The following is a 22692-nucleotide window of genomic DNA, read 5'->3' as shown; positions in this document are numbered from 1 at the left end:
GCGGCGCGGGGGCTAGCTCCTGGCCGGCGGCGCCCCCGGCGCACCCTTCGGCGCCGGAGCCGGGCTGCCCGACAGATAGCGGGCCCAGCCCTGCTTCGGGGCCTCGCCGACGTTCAGGTCGCGCAGCTTCGCCAGGACCTTCGGGTCCTGGGCGTCCAGCCAGTCGGCGAGCTGGTGGAAGGACACGCAGCGCACCTCGGGCTTGTTGCAGACCTTCGCGACGACCTCGTCGAGGGCCCGCATGTAGGTGCCGCCGTTCCAGGACTCGAAGTGGTTGCCGATGATCAGCGGCGCACGGTTGCCGTCGTAGGCGCGGCGGAAGCCGGCGAGCAGGCCGTCACGCATCTGGTCGCCCCAGTAGTCGAACTTGTCGGGGTCGCCCTGGGTCTGGGTGCCGGACTGGTTGACCATGAAGTTGTAGTCCATGGTGAGCTGCTCGTAGGAGTGCCCGGGGAAGGGCACGAGCTGCATCGACAGATCCCAGAGGTTCTCCTTCTTCTTCGGCCAGAGCTGCTCGTTGACGCCGCTGGTGTCGTAGCGGAAGCCCAGCTCGCTCGCGGCCCGCATGAAGTTCTTCTGGCCCTCCAGGCAGGGCGTGCGCGCGCCGATGAGCTCCTTGTCGTAGTCGAAGGGCAGCGGGGCCGCCTTCGTCATCCCGGAGTTGGTCTTCCAGGTCTTCACGAACTCCTTGGCCTGCGAGATCTCGCTCTTCCACTCGGCGACCGACCACTCGCCGACCCCGCCGTCCTTGCCGCAGAAGTGGCCGTTGAAGTGGGTGCCGATCTCGTCGCCCTCCAGCCACGCCTGGCGCAGCTGCTTCACGGTGTCGGAGATGCCCTTCTCGTCGTTGAAGCCGATGTCGGAACTGCCCTGCGAGTGCTGCGGCGGCTTGTAGAGGTCGCGCTTGTCCTCCGGAAGCATGTACACGCCGCTGAGGAAGAACGTCATCGTCGCGTTGTTGGCCTTGGCGACCTTGCGGAAGTGGGAGAACAGCTTCTGGCTGTCCTCGCCCGCGCCGTCCCAGGAGAAGACGACGAACTGCGGGGGCTTCTGGCCGGGCTTGAGGCGCTGCGGTCTCGGCAGGTGCGGCTGGGCTCCGGTGTACGCGGTGGAGCCGTCACCGATCAGCCGGACGGCACTCCCTGGCGCCCGGGCCGGCTTGACCTTCTGCGGGCCGGGCGCACCGTCCTTGTGACCGTTGGAGCCGAGCGCACAGCCGGCGACGGATGCGGCACAGGCCGCGGCGATCATGGCACCTGCGGTGATCCTGCGGGTGGCGGCCATGTTCCGCTCACCTTCTTCCTTCTCTCAGGCCAACGCCGGTGAAGGCGTTTTCTGGTGTTTTGCCGGGCAGGCCCGACAGCGCCGCCAAGGTCGCACGAGGCCGAGAAGGAATTAGTACGACAAGCCGATGAAATGACCGCTTCACTCATTGGAATGAGCCGATAACCCATTTGCCAGGAAAGTCTATGCCTGGCCTTTACTCTGAATTACGATCTGTTTACCGAGCGTTGATGCATCCCGCCGCTGTACGCCGTGACCCACGGCCGCGACCGACACCCCGCCCATCGACGGGGCCGACCAGATCCGCGACCGCGCCGCCCGGAGGAGACGGGAAACCATGTCCGCCTGTGCCCCCACCCATGCCACCGACCCGACCCGGACCGAGCACGTCCACCAGCCCCACAGCCCACCGCCGGGCCCGCACCGCCGCTTCCGTATCGCGGGTGCCGACGTGTCGGCCTCGATCGCGGTCTTCCTGATCGCCCTGCCCCTGTCCCTGGGCATCGCCCTGGCCACCGGCGCCCCGCTCCAGGCCGGCCTCGTCGCCGCCGCCGTCGGCGGGCTCGTCGCCGGGTGGATCGGCGGCTGCCCGCTCCAGGTCAGCGGCCCCGCCGCCGGGCTCACGGTGGTCACCGCCGACCTCATCCACCAGTACGGCTGGCGTACGACCTGCGCCATCACCGTCCTCGCCGGCCTCGCCCAGCTGGGCCTGGGCTGCCTGCGCGTGGCGCGCTCCGCGCTCGCCGTCAGCCCCGCCATCGTGCACGGCATGCTCGCCGGCATCGGCGTCACCATCGCCGTCGCGCAGGTGCACATCGTGCTCGGCGGGACTCCGCAGAGCTCCGTGCTCGCCAACCTCCGTGCGCTGCCCGCCCAGTTGGCGAACCTGCACCCCGCCGCCGTGGCCGTCAGCGCGCTGACCCTGACGCTGCTGCTGCTGTGGCCGCGGATCCCCGGCCGGGCGGGCGATGCGCTGCGCAGAATTCCGGGCGCGCTCGTCTCCGTGGCGGGCGCGACCCTCGCCGCCACCCTCGCCGGGCTGACCCTGCCCCGGGTCGACCTGCCGTCCTGGAGCAGCCACGCCCTGGCCGGACTGCCCGAGGGCCCGGTGCTCGGGCTGACCGCGGCCGTGCTCACCACCACCCTCGTGTGCAGCGTGCAGTCTCTGCTCGGGGCGGTCGCCGTGGACAAGCTGGTGGCCGCGCGGCCCGGGCTCACCGCCCGCGTCCGCCGCGCCGACCTGGATCGCGAACTGCTCGGTCAGGGCGCCGCCAACATCGTCTCCGGCGCACTCGGCGGACTGCCCGTCGCCGGTGTGGCCGTACGGAGTTCGGCGAACGTGAAGGCCGGCGCCGTCAGCCGGAACTCCACGATGCTGCACGGCGTTCTCGTAGTGATCGCCGCGCTGCTGATGGTCCCGCTCCTGGAGTGCATCCCGCTCGCCGCACTCGCCTCCCTGGTGATGGCCGTCGGCATCCAGATGGTGTCCCTGCACCACATTCGCACGGTGACCCGCCACCGCGAGGTGCTGGTGTACGCCGTCACCACCCTCGGCGTCGTGCTCCTCGGCGTCCTGCAGGGCGTGGCCCTGGGGATCGCCGTGGCCGTCGCCGTCGCCATGCACCGCCTCGCCCGCACCCGCATCACGCACGAGGAGAGAGAGGGAGTCCATCACGTCCGAGTACGGGGCCAGTTGACGTTCCTCGCGGTGCCACGGCTCAGCCGGGCCCTGCATCTCGTGCCCCAAGGCGTGCATGCCGTCGTGGAGTTGGACGGGTCGTTCATGGACCACGCGGCCTACGAGTCGCTGCAGGACTGGCAGAACACGCACACCGCGCGCGGCGGCACCGCCGAGGTGGCGGGCCGCAGATCCGGTACGCGCGCCGATGAGCCCACGCCCCGCGCCGAGGCGGAGGCCGAGACCGAGTGGGAGCAGGGCGAGCCGCGGCAGCGCGAGGCATCCGTCGGCTGCCGCTGCCGCCCCTGGACGCCGTGGCGCAACCACCGGTGCGAGCCGCCCGGGTCCGCACGGGCCGCCGGCACCGCCGGTGCAGCACTCGACGGACGGTACGGATCGGGCGGCGGCATCGACGCCGGCTCCGGCACGGACACCGGCACCGGTACGAACACCGGCTCCGGTATCGGATTCAGCCCGGGCTCCAGCTCCAGCTCCGGCACCCGCAGTCCCAGCGAGCACCAACTCGCGCGCGGCATCAGCGCGTTCCAGCGCAACACCGCACCGCTGGTGCGCGGTGAGCTGGCCCGTCTGGCCCGGGAGGGGCAGCAGCCCTCCCAGCTCTTCCTCACCTGCGCCGACTCCCGGGTCGTCACCTCGATGATCACCTCCAGCGGACCCGGCGACCTGTTCGTCGTGCGCAACGTGGGCAACCTCGTCCCGCTGCCCGGCGAGGAGGGCGGCGACGACTCGGTGGCGGCGGCGATCGAGTACGCGGTGGACGTGCTGAAGGTGCGGTCCATCACGGTGTGCGGGCACTCCGGCTGCGGCGCCATGCAGGCGCTGCTCGCCGCCGAACCCGGCGATGCCGCAACCCCGCTCCGGCGGTGGCTGCGGCACGGGCTGCCGAGCCTGGAGCGGATGGCCGACGACGGGCGGCCATGGGCGCGGCTCGCGGGCCGGACGCCGGCCGACGCGGTCGAGCGCCTCTGCCTGACCAACGTGGTCCAGCAGCTGGAGCATCTGCGCGCCCACGAGTCGGTGGCCCGGGCCCTGCGGGACGGCGCGCTGGAGCTGCACGGGATGTACTTCCAGGTGGGCGAGGCGCAGGCGTATCTGCTCACGGGGGCGGACGGGGACGAGGTGTTCGGCCATGTGGAGGCGGCCGGCCTGTCCGACACGCCTGGACCGGCAAAGATGTGACCGTCTCCCCGGGGTGCCGGTGGACTGGGATGTGAGAGGCGTTACAAGGGCTGAACTTCGTCTGTTCGGGGTCCGTGGGTACGGATGACGCCACGAGCCGCAGTACTCCCTTGAAAGGTCTAAACCACTTTCCCGTCGGCCCTTGTCATCGGCCCCCCGGGTCTGATGAGCTGTGGCCCAGGACACAACGGACACCCTGAGAAAGGGAGATGTCGTGAGCAACGAAAGCCTGGCCAACCTCTTGAAGGAGGAGCGACGCTTCGCGCCGCCGGCCGACCTGGCCGCGAACGCCAACGTCACGGCGGACGCGTACGAACAGGCCAAGGCTGACAGGCTCGGCTTCTGGGCCGAGCAGGCACGCCGGCTGAGCTGGGCCAAGGAGCCCACCGAGACGCTGGACTGGTCGAACCCGCCGTTCGCCAAGTGGTTCCAGGACGGCGAGCTCAACGTGGCGTACAACTGCGTCGACCGCCATGTCGAGGCCGGGCACGGCGACCGCGTCGCCATCCACTTCGAGGGCGAGCCCGGCGACAGCCGCGCCATCACCTACGCCGAGCTCAAGGACGAGGTGAGCAAGGCCGCCAACGCCCTGCTGGAGCTGGGCGTGCAGAAGGGCGACCGGGTCGCCGTCTACATGCCGATGATCCCGGAGACGGCGGTCGCGATGCTGGCGTGCGCCCGGATCGGCGCCGCGCACTCCGTCGTCTTCGGCGGTTTCTCCGCCGACGCGCTCGCCACCCGCATCCAGGACGCGGACGCCAAGGTGGTCATCACCTCTGACGGCGGCTACCGGCGCGGCAAGCCGTCCGCGCTCAAGCCGGCCGTCGACGAGGCCGTCGCGCGCGTGGACAACGTGCGGCACGTGCTCGTGGTCCGCCGTACCGGCCAGGAGGTCGCCTGGACCGAGGGCCGGGACGTGTGGTGGCACGAGGTCGTCGACCGCCAGCCGGCCGAGCACACGCCGGAGGCGTTCGACGCCGAGCACCCTCTGTTCATCCTGTACACGTCCGGTACGACGGGTAAGCCCAAGGGCATCCTGCACACCTCCGGCGGCTACCTCACGCAGACCGCGTACACCCACCACGCGGTCTTCGACCTCAAGCCGGAGACGGACGTGTACTGGTGCACGGCCGACGTCGGCTGGGTCACCGGCCACTCGTACATCGTCTACGGGCCGCTGGCGAACGGCGCCACCCAGGTCATGTACGAAGGCACCCCGGACACCCCGCACCAGGGCCGCTTCTGGGAGATCGTGCAGAAGTACGGGGTGTCGATCCTGTACACGGCGCCGACCGCGATCCGTACGTTCATGAAGTGGGGCGACGAGATCCCCGCGAAGTTCGACCTGTCGAGTCTCCGTGTCCTCGGGTCCGTCGGTGAGCCGATCAACCCCGAGGCCTGGATCTGGTACCGCAAGAACATCGGCGCCGACACCACGCCGGTCGTCGACACCTGGTGGCAGACCGAGACCGGCGCGATGATGATCTCGCCGCTCCCGGGCGTCACCGCCGCCAAGCCCGGCTCCGCGCAGACCCCGCTGCCCGGCATCTCCGCCACCGTCGTCGACGACGAGGCCAACGAGGTGCCCAACGGCGGCGGCGGTTACCTGGTGCTCACCGAGCCGTGGCCGTCCATGCTGCGCACCATCTGGGGTGACGACCAGCGGTTCATCGACACCTACTGGTCGCGCTTCGAGGGCAAGTACTTCGCCGGTGACGGCGCGAAGAAGGACGACGACGGCGACATCTGGCTGCTGGGCCGCGTCGACGACGTGATGCTCGTGTCCGGCCACAACATCTCCACCACCGAGGTCGAGTCGGCGCTGGTGTCGCACCCGTCGGTCGCCGAGGCGGCCGTCGTCGGTGCGACGGACGAGACCACCGGGCAGGCCATCGTCGCCTTCGTGATCCTGCGCGGCACGGCCGCCGAGAGCGAGGACCTGGTCGGCGAGCTGCGCAACCACGTGGGCGCCACCCTCGGCCCGATCGCCAAGCCCAAGCGCGTCCTGCCGGTCGCGGAGCTGCCCAAGACCCGCTCCGGCAAGATCATGCGGCGCCTGCTGCGCGACGTCGCCGAGAACCGCCAGCTCGGCGACGTGACGACGCTGACGGACTCCACGGTCATGGACCTCATCCAGGCCAAGCTCCCCTCGGCACCCAGCGAGGACTGAGCGCCCGGCGGGGGGTCCACGAGGGCCCCGTACGTCAGGGAGGGCACCCGGCGGCAGACGCGCCGGGTGCCCTTTTCGCGCTTAACGTAGGGATCGCCGGATTCCTCCGTCTGCACCTTAGGTAAACTAAGCAAAGGTGCGCCGGGAAGTCTGGTCGGCAAGGAGTCAGTCCTGCCCACCGACCGGAGGTCCCCGTCGTGACCGCGTCCCGCACCACCCCCGCCCGCAAGGTTCTCGGACGTCTGTCCCTGCCCGAGCGGACCTTCGTCGCGGACGCGCTGCGCACCGAGACGGTCGGCGGTGTGCTGCTGCTCGTGGCCGCGGTAGGCGCGTTGGTCTGGGCGAACGTGCCCGCGCTGCACAGCAGTTACGAGACCGTCAGCCACTTCCACTTCGGCCCCGAGACCCTCGGCCTGAACCTCTCGGTCGCGCACTGGGCCGCCGACGGACTGCTCGCGATCTTCTTCTTCGTCGCCGGTATCGAGCTCAAGCGCGAACTGGTCGCCGGCGATCTCCGCGACCCCAGGGCCGCCGCCCTGCCGGTCGTCGCGGCCGTGTGCGGAATGGCCGTACCGGCGCTCGTCTACACCCTCACCAACCTCACCGGCCACGGCTCGCTCGGGGGCTGGGCGGTGCCCACCGCCACCGACATCGCCTTCGCGCTGGCGGTCCTCGCCGTCATCGGCACCTCCCTGCCGAGCGCCCTGCGCGCCTTCCTGCTCACCCTCGCCGTCGTCGACGACCTCTTCGCGATCCTGATCATCGCCGTCTTCTTCACCAGCACCATCGACTTCGCCGCGCTCGGCGGCGCCGTCGTTGGCCTCGCCGTCTTCTGGCTGCTGCTGCGCAAGGGGGTGCGCGGCTGGTACGTCTACGTGCCGCTCGCCCTCGTCATCTGGGGACTGATGTACAACAGCGGCGTGCACGCCACCATCGCGGGCGTCGCCATGGGCCTGATGCTGCGCTGCCACCCCCGCGAGGGCGAGGCGCACTCCCCCGGCGAGCACGTCGAACATCTCGTACGACCCCTGTCGGCGGGCCTCGCCGTGCCGCTGTTCGCCCTGTTCAGCGCCGGTGTCGTGGTGTCCGGCGGGGCGCTCGGGGACGTGCTCACCAAGCCGGAGACGCTGGGCGTCGTCCTCGGGCTCGTCATCGGCAAGGCGGTCGGGATCTTCGGCGGTACGTGGCTGACGGCCCGTTTCACCCGGGCCTCGCTCAGCGACGACCTGGCCTGGGCCGACGTGTTCGCGGTGGCGACGCTGGCCGGCATCGGCTTCACCGTGTCGCTGCTCATCGGCGAACTCGCCTTCGCCGGCGACGCCGTACTGACGGACGAGGTCAAGGCCGCCGTCCTGTGCGGATCGCTGATCGCGGCCCTGCTCGCGACGGTGCTGCTGAAGATACGCAACGCCAAGTACCGCAGGCTGTGCGAGGAGGAGGAGCGCGACGACGACCTCGACGGCGTCCCGGACATCTACGAGCAGGACGATCCGGCGTACCACCTGCGCATGGCCGCGATCCACGAGGGCAAGGCCGCGGAGCACCGCAGGCTCGCCGAAGTGAAGGCCGCCGAGCGACGCGCGCTTGCCGAAGTACCGGGCGGGGCAGGCGAGGACGACGACCGTCCGGCATGATCTGACGGGACGGTACAAAAGGACCGCTCAAAGGCAGTACGGCAGAAGAGGGAGACCGCGATGAGCGCACCCGACGGCAGCCCGGTCGGCGCCGAACGCAGCATCGGCCAGCTGTTCGCCTCCGCGACGGCCGAGATGTCGGCGCTCGTGCACGACGAGATCGCGCTGGCCAAGGCGCAGCTCAAGCAGGACGTCAAGCGCGGCGCGACGAGCGGCGGCGCGTTCACGGTGGCCGCCGCCATCCTGGTGTTCTCGCTGCCGATGCTCAACTTCGCGCTGGCGTACGGCATTCACGCCTGGACCGGCGGGCACAACGGCGAGGGCGGCTGGAACCTCGGCTGGTGCTTCCTGCTGTCCTTCGCGGCGAACGTCCTCATCGCCGGCATCCTCGCGCTGATCGGCGTCGTCTTCGCCAAGAAGGCGAAGAAGGGCCAGGGCCCGCAGAAGGTCGCCGCGTCCATGAAGGAGACGGCGAACGTGCTGCAGAACGCCAAGCCGCACCCGCGTCCCGAACTGCCCGCTCTCGAGGACCGGACCCCCGAGGCCATCGAGGCTGTGGCACGCTCGTCCTCATGACGGATCCCGCCACACCTTCGGCGCAGCCGGCCTCGGTCGTACGTCCCGACGTCCTCCCCGACGGCACGAAGCTGACCCATCGCGACGTCGCCGCCAACGGCGCGCGCTTCCACATCGCCGAGGTGGGCGACGGGCCGCTCGTCCTGCTGCTGCACGGCTTCCCCCAGTTCTGGTGGACCTGGCGGCACCAGCTGACCGCGCTCGCCGACGAGGGCTTCCGGGCCGTCGCCATGGACCTGCGTGGCGTCGGCGGCAGCGACCGCACCCCGCGCGGCTACGACCCCGCGAACCTCGCGCTCGACATCACCGGCGTGATCCGCTCGCTGGGCGAGCCGGACGCCGCGCTGGTCGGGCACGACCTGGGCGGCTATCTGGCGTGGACGGCGGCCGTGATGCGCCCGAAGCTCGTACGACGGCTCGCGGTCTCCTCGATGCCGCATCCCCGGCGCTGGCGTTCGGCGATGCTCTCGGACGTCAAGCAGACGCGCGCGGGCTCCTACATCTGGGGCTTCCAGCGGCCCTGGATCCCCGAGCGGCAGCTGACCGCGGACGACGGCGCGCTCGTCGGCGAGCTGATCCGCGAGTGGTCCGGTCCGAACCTGGCCGACGAGAAGGCGCTGGAGACGTACCGGCGCGCGATGTGCATCCCGTCCACGGCCCACTGCTCGATCGAGCCGTACCGCTGGATGGTCCGCTCGATGGCCCGCCCGGACGGCATCCAGTTCAACCGGCGGATGAAGCGGCCGCTGCGGGTGCCGACGCTCCATGTGCACGGCTCGCTCGACCCCGTGATGCGCACGCGGAGCGCGGCCGGGTCCGGTGAGTACGTCGAAGCGCCGTACCGCTGGCGGCTGTTCGACGGACTGGGGCACTACCCGCACGAGGAGGATCCGGTCGCTTTCAGTACAGAACTGGTCAATTGGCTGAAGGACCCCGAACCCGATCGGTGACCGCTCGAACGCGCCCGGTATCCGGACGGGAACGCCTGTCCTACGAACGGCCAATTGCCTGGCGCATAGGCCAATTGGGGGCTCTGGGGGCGGTTATCGACCTTGGGGCAGGGGCAGACGTCGGGGTATGGGCTGGACGCACGACTACAGTGACGCAGCACGCACCCGACGCTCGGCCGGTGGCCTGAGCTCCCACCAACGGGGTGCTGCCCCGCAGATAGCGGGCACGGATCTCCGGGTGGGCATTCCGCGCATCCTGCGCCGCAGGGCCCGCTGGGTCTCCGTACGCCTGCGTCACCCCCGCGGCTGACACCCCCCTCGCGCCCGCCGGCGCGAAGGCTCAGAGGGCGCAGCTGTCGCTGTCGACCTGCTGGTTCGCGGTACGCCCCTGGACGACGTCCTCCTGGATCTCGTCCGCGGTGAGCGCGTACCCGGTGTCGGCGTCGTCCAGGGACTTGGCGAAGACCACGCCGTAGACGGCGCCCTCGGGCGTGAGCAGCGGACCGCCGGAGTTGCCCTGGCGGACGGTGGTGTAGAGCGAGTAGACGTCCCGGCGGACGGTGCCCCGGTGGTAGATGTCCGGGCCGTTGGCCGGGAGGCGGCCCCGCACGCGGGCCGCCCGGACGTCGTACGAGCCGTTCTCGGGGAAGCCCGCGATGATCGCGCCGTCGCCGCTGCGGGCGTCGGTGGCCGTGAACTTCAGGGCCGGCGCCTTGAGATCGGGTACGTCGAGCACGGCGATGTCGCGGTGCCAGTCGTAGAGGACGACCTTCGCGTCGTACTTCCTGCCCTCGCCGCCTATCTGGACGGTGGGCTCGTCGACGCCGCCGACGACGTGCGCGTTGGTCATGACGCGGCGGTCGCCGAAGACGAAGCCGCTGCCCTCCAGGACCTTGCCGCAACTCTGCGCGGTGCCCATGACCTTGACGATGGAGCGCTTGGCGCGCGTGGCCACGGGGCTGTTCGCGAGGGCCGGGTCCGGGGGCCGGACGTCGGTGATCGGCTCGTTCGCGAACGGGCTGAAGACCTGCGGGAAGCCGTTCTGCGCGAGCACCGAGGAGAAGTCGGCGAACCAGGTGTCGGCCTGGTTGGGCAGCGCCCGCGAGACGCCGAGGAGCACCTTGGAGCTGCGGACCTCCTTGCCGAGGGTCGGCAGGGTGGTGCCCGCGAGGGCCGAGCCGATCAGCCAGGCCACCAGGAGCATCGCCACCACGTTGACGAGGGCGCCGCCGGTCGCGTCCAGGGCGCGGGCCGGGGACCAGGTGATGTACCGGCGCAGCTTGTTGCCCAGGTGGGTGGTCAGCGCCTGGCCGACCGAGGCGCAGACGATGACGACCACGACGGCGACGACCGCGGCGGTCGTGCTCACCTCGGCGTTGTCGGTCAGCGCGTCCCAGATGACGGGCAGGGTGTAGACGGCGACGAGACCGCCGCCCAGGAAGCCGATCACCGACAGGATGCCGACGACGAAGCCCTGCCGGTAGCCCACGATCGCGAACCACACGGCGGCGACCAGCAACAGGATGTCCAGCACGTTCACCGGTTCGAGCCTCGCCTCATCACTTCGCGGTCATCTCAGGTCGGCCGGGGGCCGGCCCGCCGCGCAGCGGCGATCCGATACGGCGTCCCCCGGGAAGACACAGCACGGCAGACACCCTGTCATGACCGCCAGTCGAGCGGGACCTGCTTGTCACGGTCCCAGGGGCGCTCCCAGCCCGCGTAGTGCAGCACTCTGTCGATGATTCCGGCCGTGAAACCCCACACCAGGGCGGATTCGACCAGAAATGCCGGACCTCGGTGGCCGCTGGGGTGCACCGTGGTGGCGCGGTTGCCGGGGTGCGTGAGATCCGCCACGGGGACCGTGAAGACCCGCGCCGTCTCGTTCGGGTCGACGACGCCGACCGGGGTCGGCTCGCGCCACCAGCCCAGCACCGGGGTCACCACGAAGCCGCTGACCGGGATGTACAGCCGGGGCAGCACGCCGAAGAGCTGGACGCCGGCCGGGTCGAGCCCGGTCTCCTCCTCGGCCTCGCGCAGCGCGGCCCGCAGCGGCCCGTCGGTCTTCGGGTCGCCGTCCTCGGGGTCGAGGGCGCCGCCCGGGAAGGAGGGCTGCCCGGCATGCGATCTGAGGGAGCTGGCCCGCTCCATGAGCAGCAGTTCGGGGCCGCGCTCGCCCTCGCCGAACAGGACCAGCACGGCGGACTGCCGCCCCGCCCCGTCCTTCGGCGGCAGGAAGCGGCTCAGCTGGAGCGGCTCGACCGTCTCCACCACCCGGACCACCGGGTCCAGCCACTCGGGCAGCCCCTCGGTGCTGAGCGTCACCGGCCCGCCCTGCGTCTCACTCGCGCGCGTCATCGCCACCCCCGTCCTGCCGGGTCCAACGTCCCGGGCACCCGAGATCGTTCCTGAGCCGCCCGATCGGGGCCCCGCGCGTCGTGGCGCCCGTCATCCGGCACCCAGCGGCGGGGCCGGCCTGCCGCCCGCGTCGAGATACGACTGCGGGGGCTTGAGGCGCTGGCCCGGGAAGCCGCCCTTCTCGTACTTGAGGAGCTTCTTCGCCTTCTCCGGGTCCGTCTCGCCCTCGCCGTACGCCGGGCAGAGCGGGGCGATGGGGCAGGCGCCGCAGGCGGGCTTGCGGGCATGGCAGATGCGGCGGCCGTGCCAGATCACGTGGTGCGAGAGGTCGGTCCAGTCGCTCTTGGGGAAGAGCGCGCCGACGGCGGCCTCGATCTTGTCCGGGTCGGTCTGGTCCGTCCACCGCCAGCGCTTCACCAGCCGCTGGAAGTGCGTGTCCACGGTGATGCCGGGCCGCCCGAAGGCGTTGCCCAGCACGACGAAGGCGGTCTTGCGGCCCACGCCGGGCAGCTTGACCAGGTCCTCCAGCCGGCCGGGGACCTCGCCGCCGAACTGCTCCACCAGCGCCTTGGACAGTCCCATGACGGACTTGGTCTTGGCGCGGAAGAAGCCGGTCGGGCGGAGGATCTCCTCGACCTCCTCGGGGACGGCCGCGGCCAGGTCCTCGGGGGTGGGGTACTTGGCGAAGAGGGCCGGCGTCGTCTGGTTGACCCTGAGGTCGGTGGTCTGCGCCGACAGGACCGTGGCGATCACGAGCTGGAAGGGGTTGTCGAAGTCCAGCTCCGGATGGGCGTACGGATACACCTCGGCGAGCTCGCGGTTGATCCGGCGGGCCCGGCGGACGAGCGCCGTGCGCGACTCCTCCTTCGGCGGCTTGGCGGCCGCCTTCTTCGTCGGGGCGCCTTTCGTCACCTTTGCCGGTTTTTTTCCGCCGCCGGGGTTCTGTTCGCCCACAGCGGAATCACGACGTACAACCACCCGCCCAGCCCCCTTGGCCTGTGCTCTCACCGGCGTTTTGGACACCCGGCCAGCCTAGAGCCCGGCACTGACATCCGCCCCGGACCCGGGAGATCGGCCCCCAATTGGACCCCTGCCGCTTACCTCGGGACAGGTGTGCGGCATCCTTGTGACAGATCACACTGTTTGGACCGTCCGGCAAAATGGGGAGCACGGTCCCCTGGTACCAAGGGGGAGCAAGATCCCCTGAGCAGGTCGACAAGGAGAGTACTCGTGGACGACGTTCTGCGGCGCAACCCGCTCTTCGCGGCGCTCGACGACGAGCAGGCCGCGGAGCTTCGCGCCTCCATGAGCGAGGTGACCCTCGCGCGCGGCGACGCGCTCTTCCACGAGGGGGACCCCGGAGACCGGCTCTACGTGGTCACCGAGGGCAAGGTGAAGCTGCACCGCACCTCCCCCGACGGCCGCGAGAACATGCTCGCCGTCGTCGGTCCCAGCGAGCTGATCGGCGAGCTGTCGCTGTTCGACCCGGGCCCGCGCACGGCCACGGCCACCGCGCTGACCGAGGTCAAGATGCTCGGTCTCGGCCACGGCGACCTGCAGCCCTGGCTGAGCGCCCGCCCCGAGGTGGCCGGCGCCCTGCTGCGCGCCGTCGCCCGCCGGCTGCGCAAGACCAACGACGCGATGTCCGACCTGGTCTTCTCGGACGTCCCCGGCCGTGTCGCGCGCGCCCTGCTGGACCTCTCCCGCCGCTTCGGCGTGCAGTCCGAGGAGGGCATCCACGTCGTCCACGACCTGACGCAGGAGGAGCTGGCCCAGCTGGTCGGCGCGTCCCGCGAGACGGTCAACAAGGCGCTGGCGGACTTCGCCCAGCGCGGGTGGCTCCGTCTGGAGGCGCGGGCCGTGATCCTGCTGGACGTCGAGCGCCTGGCCAAGCGGTCCCGCTGACGCCCCTTCCCGGCCGTGTTCCGGGGGCCCCGCCCCCGGACTGGCTGCTTTAGTGAGCCCATGGCCGACCACGCGACCTCCAGAGGTCTCGATCCCCAGGGCTACATCGAGCGCGAAGGCTCCCTCGCCCGCATCCCGCGCGTCTTCCGGCCGGTCGTCGCCTCCGCGCGGGACCGGCTGCTGGAGCTGTTCGGGGGGCGGCTGCACAGCGCGTACCTCTACGGGTCGATCCCGCGCGGCACCGCGCGCGCGGGACGCAGCGACCTGGATCTGCTGGTCGCGCTGCAGGAGGACCCGGCCGACGCCGACCGGGCCGGTGTCCGGGCGCTGGGGGAGGCCGTCGACAAGGCGTTCCCGCAGATCGACGGCGTCGGCACGCTGCTGTACGGCCGGGCGCGGCTGCTGAGCGCGGCGGAGACGTACGACATGGGCTGGTTCGTGGCCTGCATGTGCACCCCGCTGCTGGGCGAGGACCTCGCCGAGTACCTGCCCCGCTACCGGCCCGACTCCCGGCTCGCCCGCGAGACCAACGGGGACCTCGCCCAGCTGCTGCCCGGCTGGCGGCGAAGCGTCGCGGAGGCCGAGAACCCCGAGAACTCCGACGAGGCCGCGGACCCCGCGGCCTCCGAGGCGGCCCGGCGGCGGCTCGTCCGGTTCATGTCCCGGCACCTCGTGCGCACCGGGTTCACGCTCGTCATGCCCCGCTGGAACGGCTGGACCAGCGACCTCACGGAGATGGCCGAGGCGTTCGGCGCGTACTACCCGCAGCGCGCGGAGCAGATGCGCGCGGCGGCCCTGCGCGGCCGGGAGCCGACCGCCGACGCCGCCGTACTGCGCTCCTACGTCGACGACCTGGGCCCGTGGCTCGCGCAGGAGTACGCGCGCGTGCACGGCGTGAAGAGCCCCAGGGACTAGATGAGCCCGTGCTCCTCCAGGTAGTCCAGCTGCGCCCGCACCGACAGCTCGGCCGCCGGCCACAGGGAGCGGTCCACGTCCGCGTAGACGTGGGCGACGACCTCGGACGGGCTGCCGTAGCCGTCCTCGACCGCCGTCTCGACCTGGGCGAGGCGGTGGGCGCGGTGGGCGAGGTAGAACTCGACGGCCCCCTGGGCGTCCTCCAGCACCGGCCCGTGGCCGGGGAGCACGGTGTGGACGCCGTCGTCCACGGTGAGCGACCGCAGCCGCCGCAGCGAGTCCAGGTAGTCGCCCAGACGGCCGTCGGGATGCGCCACCACCGTCGTGCCGCGGCCAAGGACCGTGTCGCCCGTCAGGACCGCCTGGTCGGCCGGGAGATGGAAGCACAGGGAGTCCGAGGTGTGGCCCGGGGTCGGCACGACGCGCAGCTCCAGGCCGCCGACCGTGACCACGTCCCCGGCGGCCAGCCCCTCGTCGCCCAGCCGCAGCGCCGGGTCCAGGGCACGCACGTGCGTGCCGGTCAGCCCGGCGAAGCGGGCGGCGCCCTCCGCGTGGTCCGGGTGGCCGTGGGTCAGCAGCGTGAGCGCGATGCGCCGGCCGGCCTTCTCGGCCGTGTCCACGACGGTGCGCAGATGCCCCTCGTCCAGCGGGCCGGGGTCGACGACCACGGCCAGGTCGGAGTCCGGCTCGGCGAGGATCCAGGTGTTGGTGCCGTCGAGGGTCATCGCCGAGGCGTTGGGCGCCAGGACGTTGACGGCCCGGGCGGTGGCGGGGCCGGTGAGGACCGCGCCCCGCGGCTGGCCGGGAAGAGCTGCTGCGTCCGTCATGCTCAGGCTCCGCCCGTCGGCAGGTCGGTCGGGATGTGCTTGGTGAACTCGTCGTGCCCCGGCCACGACAGCACGATCTCGTCGCCCTCCAGCCGGGCCCGCGCCAGGACGGCGGTCATGTCCCGCCCGGGAGCCGCGGCGAGCGCCTCGGCGGCCGTGCCGTACGGGAGCAGCTGGCGCAGGGTCGCGACGGTGGGCGGCATCATCAGCAGCTCGCCCTTGTCGTAACCCTCGGCGGCCTCGGGGGGCCGGATCCACACCGTGCGGTCGGCCTCCGTGGAGGCGTTGCGGGTGCGCTGGCCGTGCGGGAGGGCGGCCACGAAGAACCAGGTGTCGTAGCGCCGGGACTCGAACTCCGGGGTGATCCAGCGGGTCCAGGCCCCGAGGAGGTCCGAGCGCAGCACCAGGCCGCGGCGGTCCAGGAACTCGGCGAAGGAGAAGTCGCGGGCGACCAGGGCCGCGCGGTCCGCCTCCCACTCCTCACCCGTGGTGTCGCCGACCACCGAGTCTGCCGACGGCCCGGCCAGCAGGACGCCCGCCTCCTCGTACGTCTCGCGCACGGCCGCGCAGACGATCGCCTGGGCGGCCGCCTCGTCCACGCCGAGCCGGTCCGCCCACCACGCGCGCGTGGGGCCCGCCCAGCGGACGTGGTGCTCGTCGTCGCGCGGGTCGACGCCGCCGCCCGGATACGCGTACGCGCCTCCGGCGAAGGCCATGGAGGCGCGTCTGCGCAGCATGTGCACGGCGGGGCCGCGGTCGGTGTCCTTCAGGAGCATGACGGTCGCCGCGCGCTTGGGGACGACCGGAGTCAGCGTGCCGTCCGACAGCGCGCGGATGCGTTCCGGCCAGTCCTGCGGAAACCACTGCCCATTCGCCATGGGCGGAGGCTATCCCGTGGTGCGCGAATGTTCGAGAGCCCCCCGAGGTCAGAGCGGTGGCCGGGCCCGTGCGCCCGCGCCACCGGCCCGCTCCGGGGCGGCGGGGCTACGCCCCGGTGAGCTCCACCTGGATCTCGACCTCGACGGGGGCGTCCAGCGGCAGCACCGCCACGCCGACCGCACTGCGGGCGTGCACGCCCTTGTCGCCGAGGACCTGGCCGAGCAGCTCGCTCGCGCCGTTGACCACGCCGGGCTGGCCGGTGAAGTCGGCGGCCGAGGCGACGAAGCCGACGACCTTCACGACGCGTGCCACGCGGTCCAGATCGCCGGCGACGGACTTGACCGCGGCCAGCGCGTTCAGGGCGCAGATGCGGGCCAGTTCCTTGGCCTCCTCGGCCGTGACCTCGGCGCCGACCTTGCCGGTGACGGGCAGCTTGCCCTCGACCATGGGCAGCTGCCCGGAGGTGTAGACGTACACGCCGGACTGCACGGCCGGCTGGTACGCGGCCAGCGGCGGGACGACCTCCGGCAGGGTCAGGCCGAGTTCGGCCAGCTTCGCGTCTACGCCACTCATGCCTTCTCCCGCTTCAGGTACGCGACGAGCTGCTCGGGGTTGTTCGGCCCGGGCACGACCTGGACGAGCTCCCAGCCGTCCTCGCCCCAGGTGTCCAGAATCTGCTTCGTGGCATGGACGAGCAGCGGCACGGTTGCGTATTCCCACTTGGTCATGCGGCCGACTCTAGCCGCTGCCCGCCCACCGCCCGTGGTCGAGTTGTCCACAGGCTGTCGCGTGGTTGGTGCACGGACTGGTTAGGCTCGAAGGCGTGAGCAGGCTCCAGGTCGTCAGCGGCAAGGGCGGGACCGGAAAGACGACGGTCGCCGCCGCACTCGCGCTGGCCCTCGCGACCGAGGGGAAGCGGACGCTTCTCGTCGAGGTCGAGGGGCGCCAGGGCATCGCGCAGCTCTTCGAGACGGAAGCGCTGCCCTACGAGGAGCGGAAGATCGCCGTCGCTCCAGGTGGCGGGGAGGTGTACGCCCTCGCCATCGACCCCGAACTGGCCCTTCTGGACTACCTCCAGATGTTCTACAAGCTCGGGGGTGCGGGCAGAGCCCTGAAGAAACTCGGCGCGATCGACTTCGCGACCACCATCGCACCGGGCCTTAGGGACGTACTCCTGACCGGCAAGGCGTGCGAGGCGGTCCGCCGCAAGGACAGGAGCGGCCGGTTCGCCTACGACTACGTCGTCATGGACGCGCCCCCCACAGGCCGCATCACCCGCTTCCTGAACGTGAACGACGAGGTGGCGGGCCTGGCGAAGATCGGCCCGATACACAATCAGGCACAGGCCGTGATGCGGGTGCTCAAGTCGAAGGAGACGGCCGTGCACATGGTCACGCTCCTCGAGGAGATGCCCGTCCAGGAGACCGCCGACGGCATCGCCGAACTGCGCGCCGCGGGGCTGCCGGTGGGCCGGATCATGGTGAACATGGTGCGTCCCGAGGTGTTGGACGCGGCAGAGCTGGAACTCGTACGCAGCGTGCCCCGTTCCGCGGTGGCCAAGGCACTGTCGTCGGCGGGACTCGGTGGCGCCCGCCGGGGTGGGAACGCCGAGAAGCTGGTGGCCCCCCTGCTGGAGCAGGCCGAGGAGTACGGCGAGCGTTACGCGCTGGAGCACGAGCAGCGCGCGGTGCTCGCCGAGCTGGGCCTGCCCCTGCACGAACTGCCGCTGCTCACCGAGGGCATGGACCTGGCAGGGCTGTACGAACTGGCCACCGAGCTGCGGAAGCAGGGGATGTCATGAGTCCGGACCCGGCAGCGGATGGGCGCAGCACCCGGTCGGCCGACCAGGAGAGCGGCCGCCACCACCTCTCCCCCGCGCGCGTGCTCGACGTCGACGCGCTGCTCGACGACCCGCAGACCCGCATCGTGGTGTGCTGCGGCTCGGGCGGCGTCGGCAAGACGACCACCGCGGCGGCGCTGGGCCTCAGGGCCGCCGAGCGCGGGCGCAAGGTGGTCGTGCTGACCATCGACCCGGCGCGCCGGCTCGCCCAGTCCATGGGCATCGACTCGCTGGACAACACCCCGCGCCGGGTGAAGGACGTCGACGGCGCGGGCGAGCTGCACGCGATGATGCTCGACATGAAGCGCACCTTCGACGAGATCGTCGAGGCGCACGCGGACCCCGAGCGGGCCGCCACGATCCTGTCCAACCCCTTCTACCAGTCGCTCTCCGCCGGCTTCGCCGGCACGCAGGAGTACATGGCGATGGAGAAGCTCGGGCAGCTGCGGGCGCGCGACGAGTGGGACCTGATCGTCGTCGACACCCCGCCCTCGCGCTCCGCGCTCGACTTCCTGGACGCGCCGAAGCGGCTGGGCTCGTTCCTGGACGGGCGGCTGATCCGGCTGCTGACCGCGCCGGCCAAGCTGGGCGGCCGCGCCGGGATGAAGTTCCTGAACGTCGGGATGTCGATGATGACCGGCACGCTCGGCAAGCTGCTGGGCGGCCAACTCCTCAAGGACGTCCAGACGTTCGTGGCCGCGATGGACACGACCTTCGGCGGCTTCCGCACGCGCGCGGACGCGACGTACAAGCTGCTGCAGGCGCCCGGCACGGCGTTCCTGGTGGTGGCGGCGCCGGAGCGGGACGCGCTGCGTGAGGCCGCGTACTTCGTGGAGCGGCTGGCGGCCGAGGAGATGCCGCTGGCGGGACTGGTACTCAACCGCGTCCACGGCAGCGGCGCCGCCCGGCTGTCGGCCGAGCGGGCGCTCGCCGCCGCGGAAAATCTTGTGGAGCCCCGCATTGTCGATCAGGACGGCGGGAAAGCTGGACTTCGTAACTCTCCCGACCCGTACGGCAGTTCAGAATCTTCCGCATCTGCGCCCGCCGAGTCGTCCCCGTCCGAGCCCGGCTCCCCCGGTCCGGATCAGGAGGACCAGGGCGTCGAGCGGCTCACCGCAGGCCTGTTGAGGCTGCACGCCGAGCGTATGCAGCTGCTCTCCCGCGAGCAGCGCACGCGTGACCGCTTCACCGCGCGCCACCCCGAGGTGGCGGTGGCCGAAGTGGCCGCGCTGCCCGGCGATGTGCACGACCTCGCAGGACTGCGGGACATCGGGGAGCGGCTCGCGGCCGATCGGCCCGAGCTGCCGTAGGCGCGTGCCGGAGGCCGCCCCGTGAAGCGGGGGTGGCCTCAGCTCACCGCCGCGTAGTTCTCGTACACCTGGTCGTCGTCGAGCGGCAGGATGCCCACGCCGCGCTCGTACTCCAGACGAGCCGTCTCGAGCAGCCGGCGCCAGGAGGTCACGGTGGGGCGCCTGCGCAGCAGTGCGCGGCGCTCCCGCTCCGTCATGCCTCCCCACACGCCGAACTCGACGCGGTTGTCCAGCGCATCGGCCAGGCATTCCGTGCGTACCGGACATCCGGTGCACACCGCCTTGGCCCTGTTCTGCGCCGCTCCCTGCACGAACAGTTCATCCGGATCGGTAGTGCGGCAGGCGGCCTGCGCACTCCAGTCGGTTACCCAGCCCATACCGGCGCCGTCCTCTCCCGAATCGAGGCTCCCCCACGGCGGCAGCGGCATATTCACCGCTGCCAGTTGAGGACGTTACGGAAGGCGGGCACAGCGCAACACCCCCTTCGGGCCCAATCTTGAATGGCCCGAACGGACTATGCGTAAGCGGCAGATCACCCGGGGGAGTGAGCTGGTGACATACATGACCTTCCCGGCAAACCGGGACAGTTCTGTTGAGTCACAACGGGCGCCAACTGACACACGAGGCGGATTCGGACACGTCCCCACCAAAAAAGTTGGGGAACCTCCGGAACGATTCGGGGTCGCCGGACGTATTGATACGTGGCCCTACTGCTGTGACAGTTGAGAGCAGCTTAGGCCAAGGCATATACGCGTGTCCGGCGAATGAGAACGTAGGCTGCCCTCATGCCAAAGAAGCGCTCGGGCGGTGGTCTGTCGCCGACACAGCAGGCCGCCAAGTTCCTCGGTGTCAGTGTGCTCGCCGGTGCCGTGCTCGCCGGTATCGCCCTGCCCGCCGTCGGTGCGCTCGGCCTCACGGCCAAGGGATCGGTGGAGAGCTTCGACGAGCTGCCGGCCAACCTCAAGACGCCGCCGCTGAGTCAGCGCACCTCCATCCTGGACGCCGAGGGCGGCCAGATCGCCACCGTCTACTCGCGCGACCGCACGGTGGTGAACCTCAAGGACATCTCGCCGTACATGCAGAAGGCGATCGTCGCGATCGAGGACTCGCGCTACTACCAGCACGGCGCGGTCGACCTCAAGGGCATCCTGCGCGCGCTGAACAAGAACGCGCAGAGCGGCGGCGTCTCCCAAGGCGCCTCCACCCTCACCCAGCAGTACGTGAAGAACGTCTTCGTGGAGGAGGCCGGCGACGACCCGACCAAGGTCGCCCAGGCCACCCAGCAGACCCTCGGCCGCAAGATCAAGGAGCTGAAGTACGCGATCCAGGTCGAGGAGGAGCTCGGCAAGAAGAAGATCCTCGAGAACTACCTGAACATCACGTTCTTCGGTGAGCAGGCCTACGGCGTCGAGGCCGCCGCCGAGCGCTACTTCTCCAAGCACGCCAAGGACCTCGACCTCCAGGAGTCGGCGCTCCTGGCGGGCATCGTCCAGTCGCCGACCCGGTACGACCCGGTCAACGACGAGGCGGAGGCCACCAAGCGCCGCAACGTCGTGCTCCAGCGCATGGCCGACATGGGCGACATCTCGCAGGCGGAGGCCGACAAGGCCGGAAAGACGCCGCTGGGCCTCAACCCCAGCAAGCCCAAGAACGGCTGCATCACCGCGGTCAAGGGCGCCGGCTTCTTCTGCGACTACGTCCGCGAGGTGTTCCTGAACGACCCGGTCTTCGGCAAGTCCAAGGAGGCCCGGGCGAAGGTCTGGAACCAGGGCGGTCTGACGATCCGTACGACGCTGGACCCGCAGGCCCAGGAGTCGGCGCAGGCGTCGATCAAGGACCACGTCTACAAGAGCGACGACGTGGCCACCGCGGCCACCATCGTCGAGCCCGGCACCGGCAGGATCCTCGCGATGGGCCAGTCCCGGCCCTACGGCTTCCGCAAGCACGAGACGCAGATCAACCTGTCCGTGAACCAGAGCGCGGGCGGCGGCGCGGGCTACCAGACCGGTTCGACGTTCAAGCCGATCGTGGCGGCAGCGGCCCTGGAGGGCGGCACGCCGGCCACGCAGTCGTACTCCTCGCCGTACGAGATGGCCTATCCGAGCCCGGTGTCCATCTGTGACGGCAAGGAGTGGCGGACCGACCCGAACAACCCGGCCAAGCTCACGAACGAGAACACCGAGGAGCACGGCCCGTACAGCATGAAGCAGGCGACCGCGAAGTCGGTCAACACCTACTACGTGCAGCTGATCAGCGACATCGGCATCTGCCCGGTCGTCGACATGGCCAAGAAGATGGGCGTGGAGCGCGCGGACGGCGGCAAGATGCAGCAGGCGCCCTCCATCGCGCTCGGCACCCAGGAGATGTCCCCGCTGACGATGGCGAACGCGTACGCGACCTTCGCCTCGCGCGGCATGTACTGCACGCCGGTCGCGATCGAGTCGATCACCCAGACCGTCGGCAGCCAGAAGAAGTCGCTGGCGGTGCCGAAGTCGACCTGCTCGCGCGCCATGTCGGAGAAGACCGCCGACACCGTGAGCACGCTCCTGAAGGGCGTGGTCGAGGACGGTACGGGTCAGCAGGCGGGCCTCGGCAGCCGCCCGAGCGCGGGCAAGACCGGTACGACGGACAACCGCTACGCGGCCTGGTTCGTCGGCTACACCCCGAACATGGCGGGCGCGGTCTGGGTCGGCGACCCCACCCACAAGCGCCGGATGGTCAACATCAGCATCGGCGGCAACTGGAACGCCAAGGTCTACGGCGGTCAGGTCCCCGGCCCCATCTGGCGGGACATGATGACCGGCGCCCTGGACGGCAAGCCGGTGCAGAACTTCAACCTCGTCGACATCCCCGACGGCAACAAGGGCAAGGGCCACGGCCACGACGACGGGAACAACGGCGACAACGGCAACACGGGCGGCCTCATCGGCGGCCTGACCGACGGTGGCGCCAACGGCGGCAACACGGACGGCGGCGCCTTCCCGACGCCGACCTTCTCCATCCCGTCCAACCTCTTCCAGGGCCAGAACGGCACCGGCGGGAACGGCAACGGCGGACGACGCGGCTGACGCACCCCGCGTGCGAGCCCGCTCGAGCCGAGCCCCCATGCGCTGAAACAGGGGCGGGCCCCCGCGCGGGGTGTGGGGGAAGGAGCCCTGTTGTGCGAGGA

At 71.0% G+C, this 22692-nt stretch carries 20 protein-coding genes; 11 read left to right on the top strand and 9 right to left on the bottom strand.

The genetic code is table 11. The annotated features are described in order from the left end of the window. Positions 1 to 12 precede the first annotated feature (12 nt). Positions 13 to 1284 carry a hypothetical protein gene (locus ACFU97_RS27215; protein WP_384261399.1) on the bottom strand — a complete coding sequence of 424 codons (1272 nt, stop codon included), beginning with the start codon at positions 1282 to 1284 and terminating at the stop codon, positions 13 to 15. A gap of 337 nt (positions 1285 to 1621) precedes the next feature. Here ACFU97_RS27215 and ACFU97_RS27210 point away from each other — a divergent pair, with 337 nt between their 5' ends. The 6 genes from ACFU97_RS27210 (at position 1622) to ACFU97_RS27185 (ending at position 9802) form a co-directional block, all read left to right on the top strand. Next, positions 1622 to 4162, top strand: a complete 2541-nt coding sequence (locus ACFU97_RS27210; RefSeq protein WP_384261396.1) for a SulP family inorganic anion transporter — start codon at positions 1622 to 1624, stop codon at positions 4160 to 4162. Positions 4163 to 4376: 214 nt separating this feature from the next. Further along, entirely contained in the window at positions 4377 to 6332 is a 1956-nt protein-coding gene (gene acs / locus ACFU97_RS27205) for an acetate--CoA ligase (protein ID WP_384261394.1), read from the top strand. A gap of 197 nt (positions 6333 to 6529) precedes the next feature. Beyond that, a complete protein-coding gene (gene nhaA, locus ACFU97_RS27200; protein ID WP_384261392.1) occupies positions 6530 to 7966 on the top strand; it encodes a Na+/H+ antiporter NhaA in 1437 nt (478 codons plus the stop codon). Positions 7967 to 8026: 60 nt separating this feature from the next. Then, entirely contained in the window at positions 8027 to 8542 is a 516-nt protein-coding gene (locus ACFU97_RS27195; RefSeq protein ID WP_384261389.1) for a phage holin family protein, read from the top strand. Continuing rightward, complete coding sequence (locus ACFU97_RS27190; protein ID WP_384261387.1) at positions 8539 to 9492, top strand: alpha/beta fold hydrolase; 954 nt, start codon at positions 8539 to 8541, stop codon at positions 9490 to 9492. Before ACFU97_RS27195 ends, ACFU97_RS27190 begins: the two co-directional genes overlap by 4 nt. A 127-nt stretch (positions 9493 to 9619) precedes the next feature. After that, entirely contained in the window at positions 9620 to 9802 is a 183-nt protein-coding gene (locus ACFU97_RS27185; protein ID WP_384261385.1) for a hypothetical protein, read from the top strand. A 30-nt stretch (positions 9803 to 9832) separates the two neighbouring features. Here ACFU97_RS27185 and ACFU97_RS27180 read toward each other — a convergent pair whose 3' ends face one another. The 3 genes from ACFU97_RS27180 to nth form a co-directional block, all read right to left on the bottom strand. Then, a complete protein-coding gene (locus ACFU97_RS27180) occupies positions 9833 to 11032 on the bottom strand; it encodes a MarP family serine protease (RefSeq protein WP_384261383.1) in 1200 nt (399 codons plus the stop codon). 119 nt (positions 11033 to 11151) lie between these two features. Further along, positions 11152 to 11847: an NUDIX hydrolase gene (locus ACFU97_RS27175; RefSeq protein WP_384261381.1), complete on the bottom strand. Its 696-nt coding sequence runs from the start codon at positions 11845 to 11847 to the stop codon at positions 11152 to 11154. 90 nt (positions 11848 to 11937) lie between these two features. Continuing rightward, a complete protein-coding gene (gene nth / locus ACFU97_RS27170) occupies positions 11938 to 12801 on the bottom strand; it encodes an endonuclease III (protein WP_384261378.1) in 864 nt (287 codons plus the stop codon). Positions 12802 to 13077: 276 nt separating this feature from the next. Here nth and ACFU97_RS27165 point away from each other — a divergent pair, with 276 nt between their 5' ends. Beyond that, entirely contained in the window at positions 13078 to 13752 is a 675-nt protein-coding gene (locus tag ACFU97_RS27165) for a Crp/Fnr family transcriptional regulator (protein ID WP_030942386.1), read from the top strand. Between the two features lie 60 nt (positions 13753 to 13812). Then, the gene (locus tag ACFU97_RS27160) at positions 13813 to 14667 is read left to right on the top strand and encodes a nucleotidyltransferase domain-containing protein (protein ID WP_384261376.1); all 855 of its coding nucleotides are present in this window, start codon (positions 13813 to 13815) and stop codon (positions 14665 to 14667) included. Here ACFU97_RS27160 and ACFU97_RS27155 read toward each other — a convergent pair. The 4 genes from ACFU97_RS27155 to ACFU97_RS27140 form a co-directional block, all read right to left on the bottom strand. Next, positions 14664 to 15494, bottom strand: a complete 831-nt coding sequence (locus ACFU97_RS27155) for an MBL fold metallo-hydrolase (RefSeq protein ID WP_384261373.1) — start codon at positions 15492 to 15494, stop codon at positions 14664 to 14666. The genes ACFU97_RS27160 and ACFU97_RS27155 overlap by 4 nt on opposite strands. 2 nt (positions 15495 to 15496) lie before the next feature. Beyond that, on the bottom strand, positions 15497 to 16372 hold the full coding sequence (locus tag ACFU97_RS27150) for an NUDIX hydrolase (protein WP_384261371.1): 876 nt from the start codon (positions 16370 to 16372) through the stop codon (positions 15497 to 15499). A 106-nt stretch (positions 16373 to 16478) separates the two neighbouring features. Beyond that, positions 16479 to 16946, bottom strand: a complete 468-nt coding sequence (locus ACFU97_RS27145; protein ID WP_384261368.1) for a RidA family protein — start codon at positions 16944 to 16946, stop codon at positions 16479 to 16481. Continuing rightward, positions 16943 to 17101 carry a DUF4177 domain-containing protein gene (locus ACFU97_RS27140; protein ID WP_003967454.1) on the bottom strand — a complete coding sequence of 53 codons (159 nt, stop codon included), beginning with the start codon at positions 17099 to 17101 and terminating at the stop codon, positions 16943 to 16945. Before ACFU97_RS27140 ends, ACFU97_RS27145 begins: the two co-directional genes overlap by 4 nt. Before the next feature lie 17 nt (positions 17102 to 17118). Here ACFU97_RS27140 and ACFU97_RS27135 point away from each other — a divergent pair, with 17 nt between their 5' ends. Next, the gene (locus ACFU97_RS27135) at positions 17119 to 18174 is read left to right on the top strand and encodes an ArsA-related P-loop ATPase (RefSeq protein ID WP_384261684.1); all 1056 of its coding nucleotides are present in this window, start codon (positions 17119 to 17121) and stop codon (positions 18172 to 18174) included. Next, positions 18171 to 19523, top strand: a complete 1353-nt coding sequence (locus ACFU97_RS27130; protein ID WP_384261366.1) for an ArsA family ATPase — start codon at positions 18171 to 18173, stop codon at positions 19521 to 19523. The genes ACFU97_RS27135 and ACFU97_RS27130 overlap by 4 nt, the downstream gene beginning before the upstream one ends. Before the next feature lie 38 nt (positions 19524 to 19561). On the opposite strand, the gene wblA is transcribed toward ACFU97_RS27130, so the two are convergent. Further along, complete coding sequence (gene wblA / locus ACFU97_RS27125; RefSeq protein WP_037783411.1) at positions 19562 to 19900, bottom strand: transcriptional regulator WblA; 339 nt, start codon at positions 19898 to 19900, stop codon at positions 19562 to 19564. Between the two features lie 408 nt (positions 19901 to 20308). On the opposite strand from wblA, the gene ACFU97_RS27120 reads away from it, so the two are divergent. Then, complete coding sequence (locus tag ACFU97_RS27120; protein WP_384261363.1) at positions 20309 to 22591, top strand: transglycosylase domain-containing protein; 2283 nt, start codon at positions 20309 to 20311, stop codon at positions 22589 to 22591. Positions 22592 to 22692: the final 101 nt, after the last annotated feature.

Origin of the sequence: Streptomyces sp. NPDC057616 (assembly GCF_042800575.1) — a bacterium.
Classification (GTDB): Bacteria; Actinomycetota; Actinomycetes; order Streptomycetales; family Streptomycetaceae; genus Streptomyces.
The sequence above is the reverse complement of the archived record's forward strand: the minus strand, read 5'-3'. Positions and strand labels throughout refer to the sequence as shown.

Bases quoted from the DNA above. Each gene is read 5' to 3' on its own strand.
- ACFU97_RS27140 (WP_003967454.1), bottom strand. From the start codon at position 17,101: ATGACCAAGTGGGAATACGCAACCGTGCCGCTGCTCGTCCATGCCACG.
- ACFU97_RS27155 (WP_384261373.1), bottom strand. From the start codon at position 15,494: ATGACGGACGCAGCAGCTCTTCCCGGCCAGCCGCGGGGCGCGGTCCTC.
- ACFU97_RS27175 (WP_384261381.1), bottom strand. From the start codon at position 11,847: ATGACGCGCGCGAGTGAGACGCAGGGCGGGCCGGTGACGCTCAGCACC.
- ACFU97_RS27150 (WP_384261371.1), bottom strand. From the start codon at position 16,372: ATGGCGAATGGGCAGTGGTTTCCGCAGGACTGGCCGGAACGCATCCGC.
- ACFU97_RS27215 (WP_384261399.1), bottom strand. From the start codon at position 1,284: ATGGCCGCCACCCGCAGGATCACCGCAGGTGCCATGATCGCCGCGGCC.
- ACFU97_RS27120 (WP_384261363.1), top strand. From the start codon at position 20,309: ATGCCAAAGAAGCGCTCGGGCGGTGGTCTGTCGCCGACACAGCAGGCC.
- ACFU97_RS27195 (WP_384261389.1), top strand. From the start codon at position 8,027: ATGAGCGCACCCGACGGCAGCCCGGTCGGCGCCGAACGCAGCATCGGC.
- ACFU97_RS27145 (WP_384261368.1), bottom strand. From the start codon at position 16,946: ATGAGTGGCGTAGACGCGAAGCTGGCCGAACTCGGCCTGACCCTGCCG.
- ACFU97_RS27160 (WP_384261376.1), top strand. From the start codon at position 13,813: ATGGCCGACCACGCGACCTCCAGAGGTCTCGATCCCCAGGGCTACATC.
- ACFU97_RS27210 (WP_384261396.1), top strand. From the start codon at position 1,622: ATGTCCGCCTGTGCCCCCACCCATGCCACCGACCCGACCCGGACCGAG.
- wblA (WP_037783411.1), bottom strand. From the start codon at position 19,900: ATGGGCTGGGTAACCGACTGGAGTGCGCAGGCCGCCTGCCGCACTACC.
- ACFU97_RS27130 (WP_384261366.1), top strand. From the start codon at position 18,171: ATGAGTCCGGACCCGGCAGCGGATGGGCGCAGCACCCGGTCGGCCGAC.
- ACFU97_RS27190 (WP_384261387.1), top strand. From the start codon at position 8,539: ATGACGGATCCCGCCACACCTTCGGCGCAGCCGGCCTCGGTCGTACGT.
- ACFU97_RS27185 (WP_384261385.1), top strand. From the start codon at position 9,620: ATGGGCTGGACGCACGACTACAGTGACGCAGCACGCACCCGACGCTCG.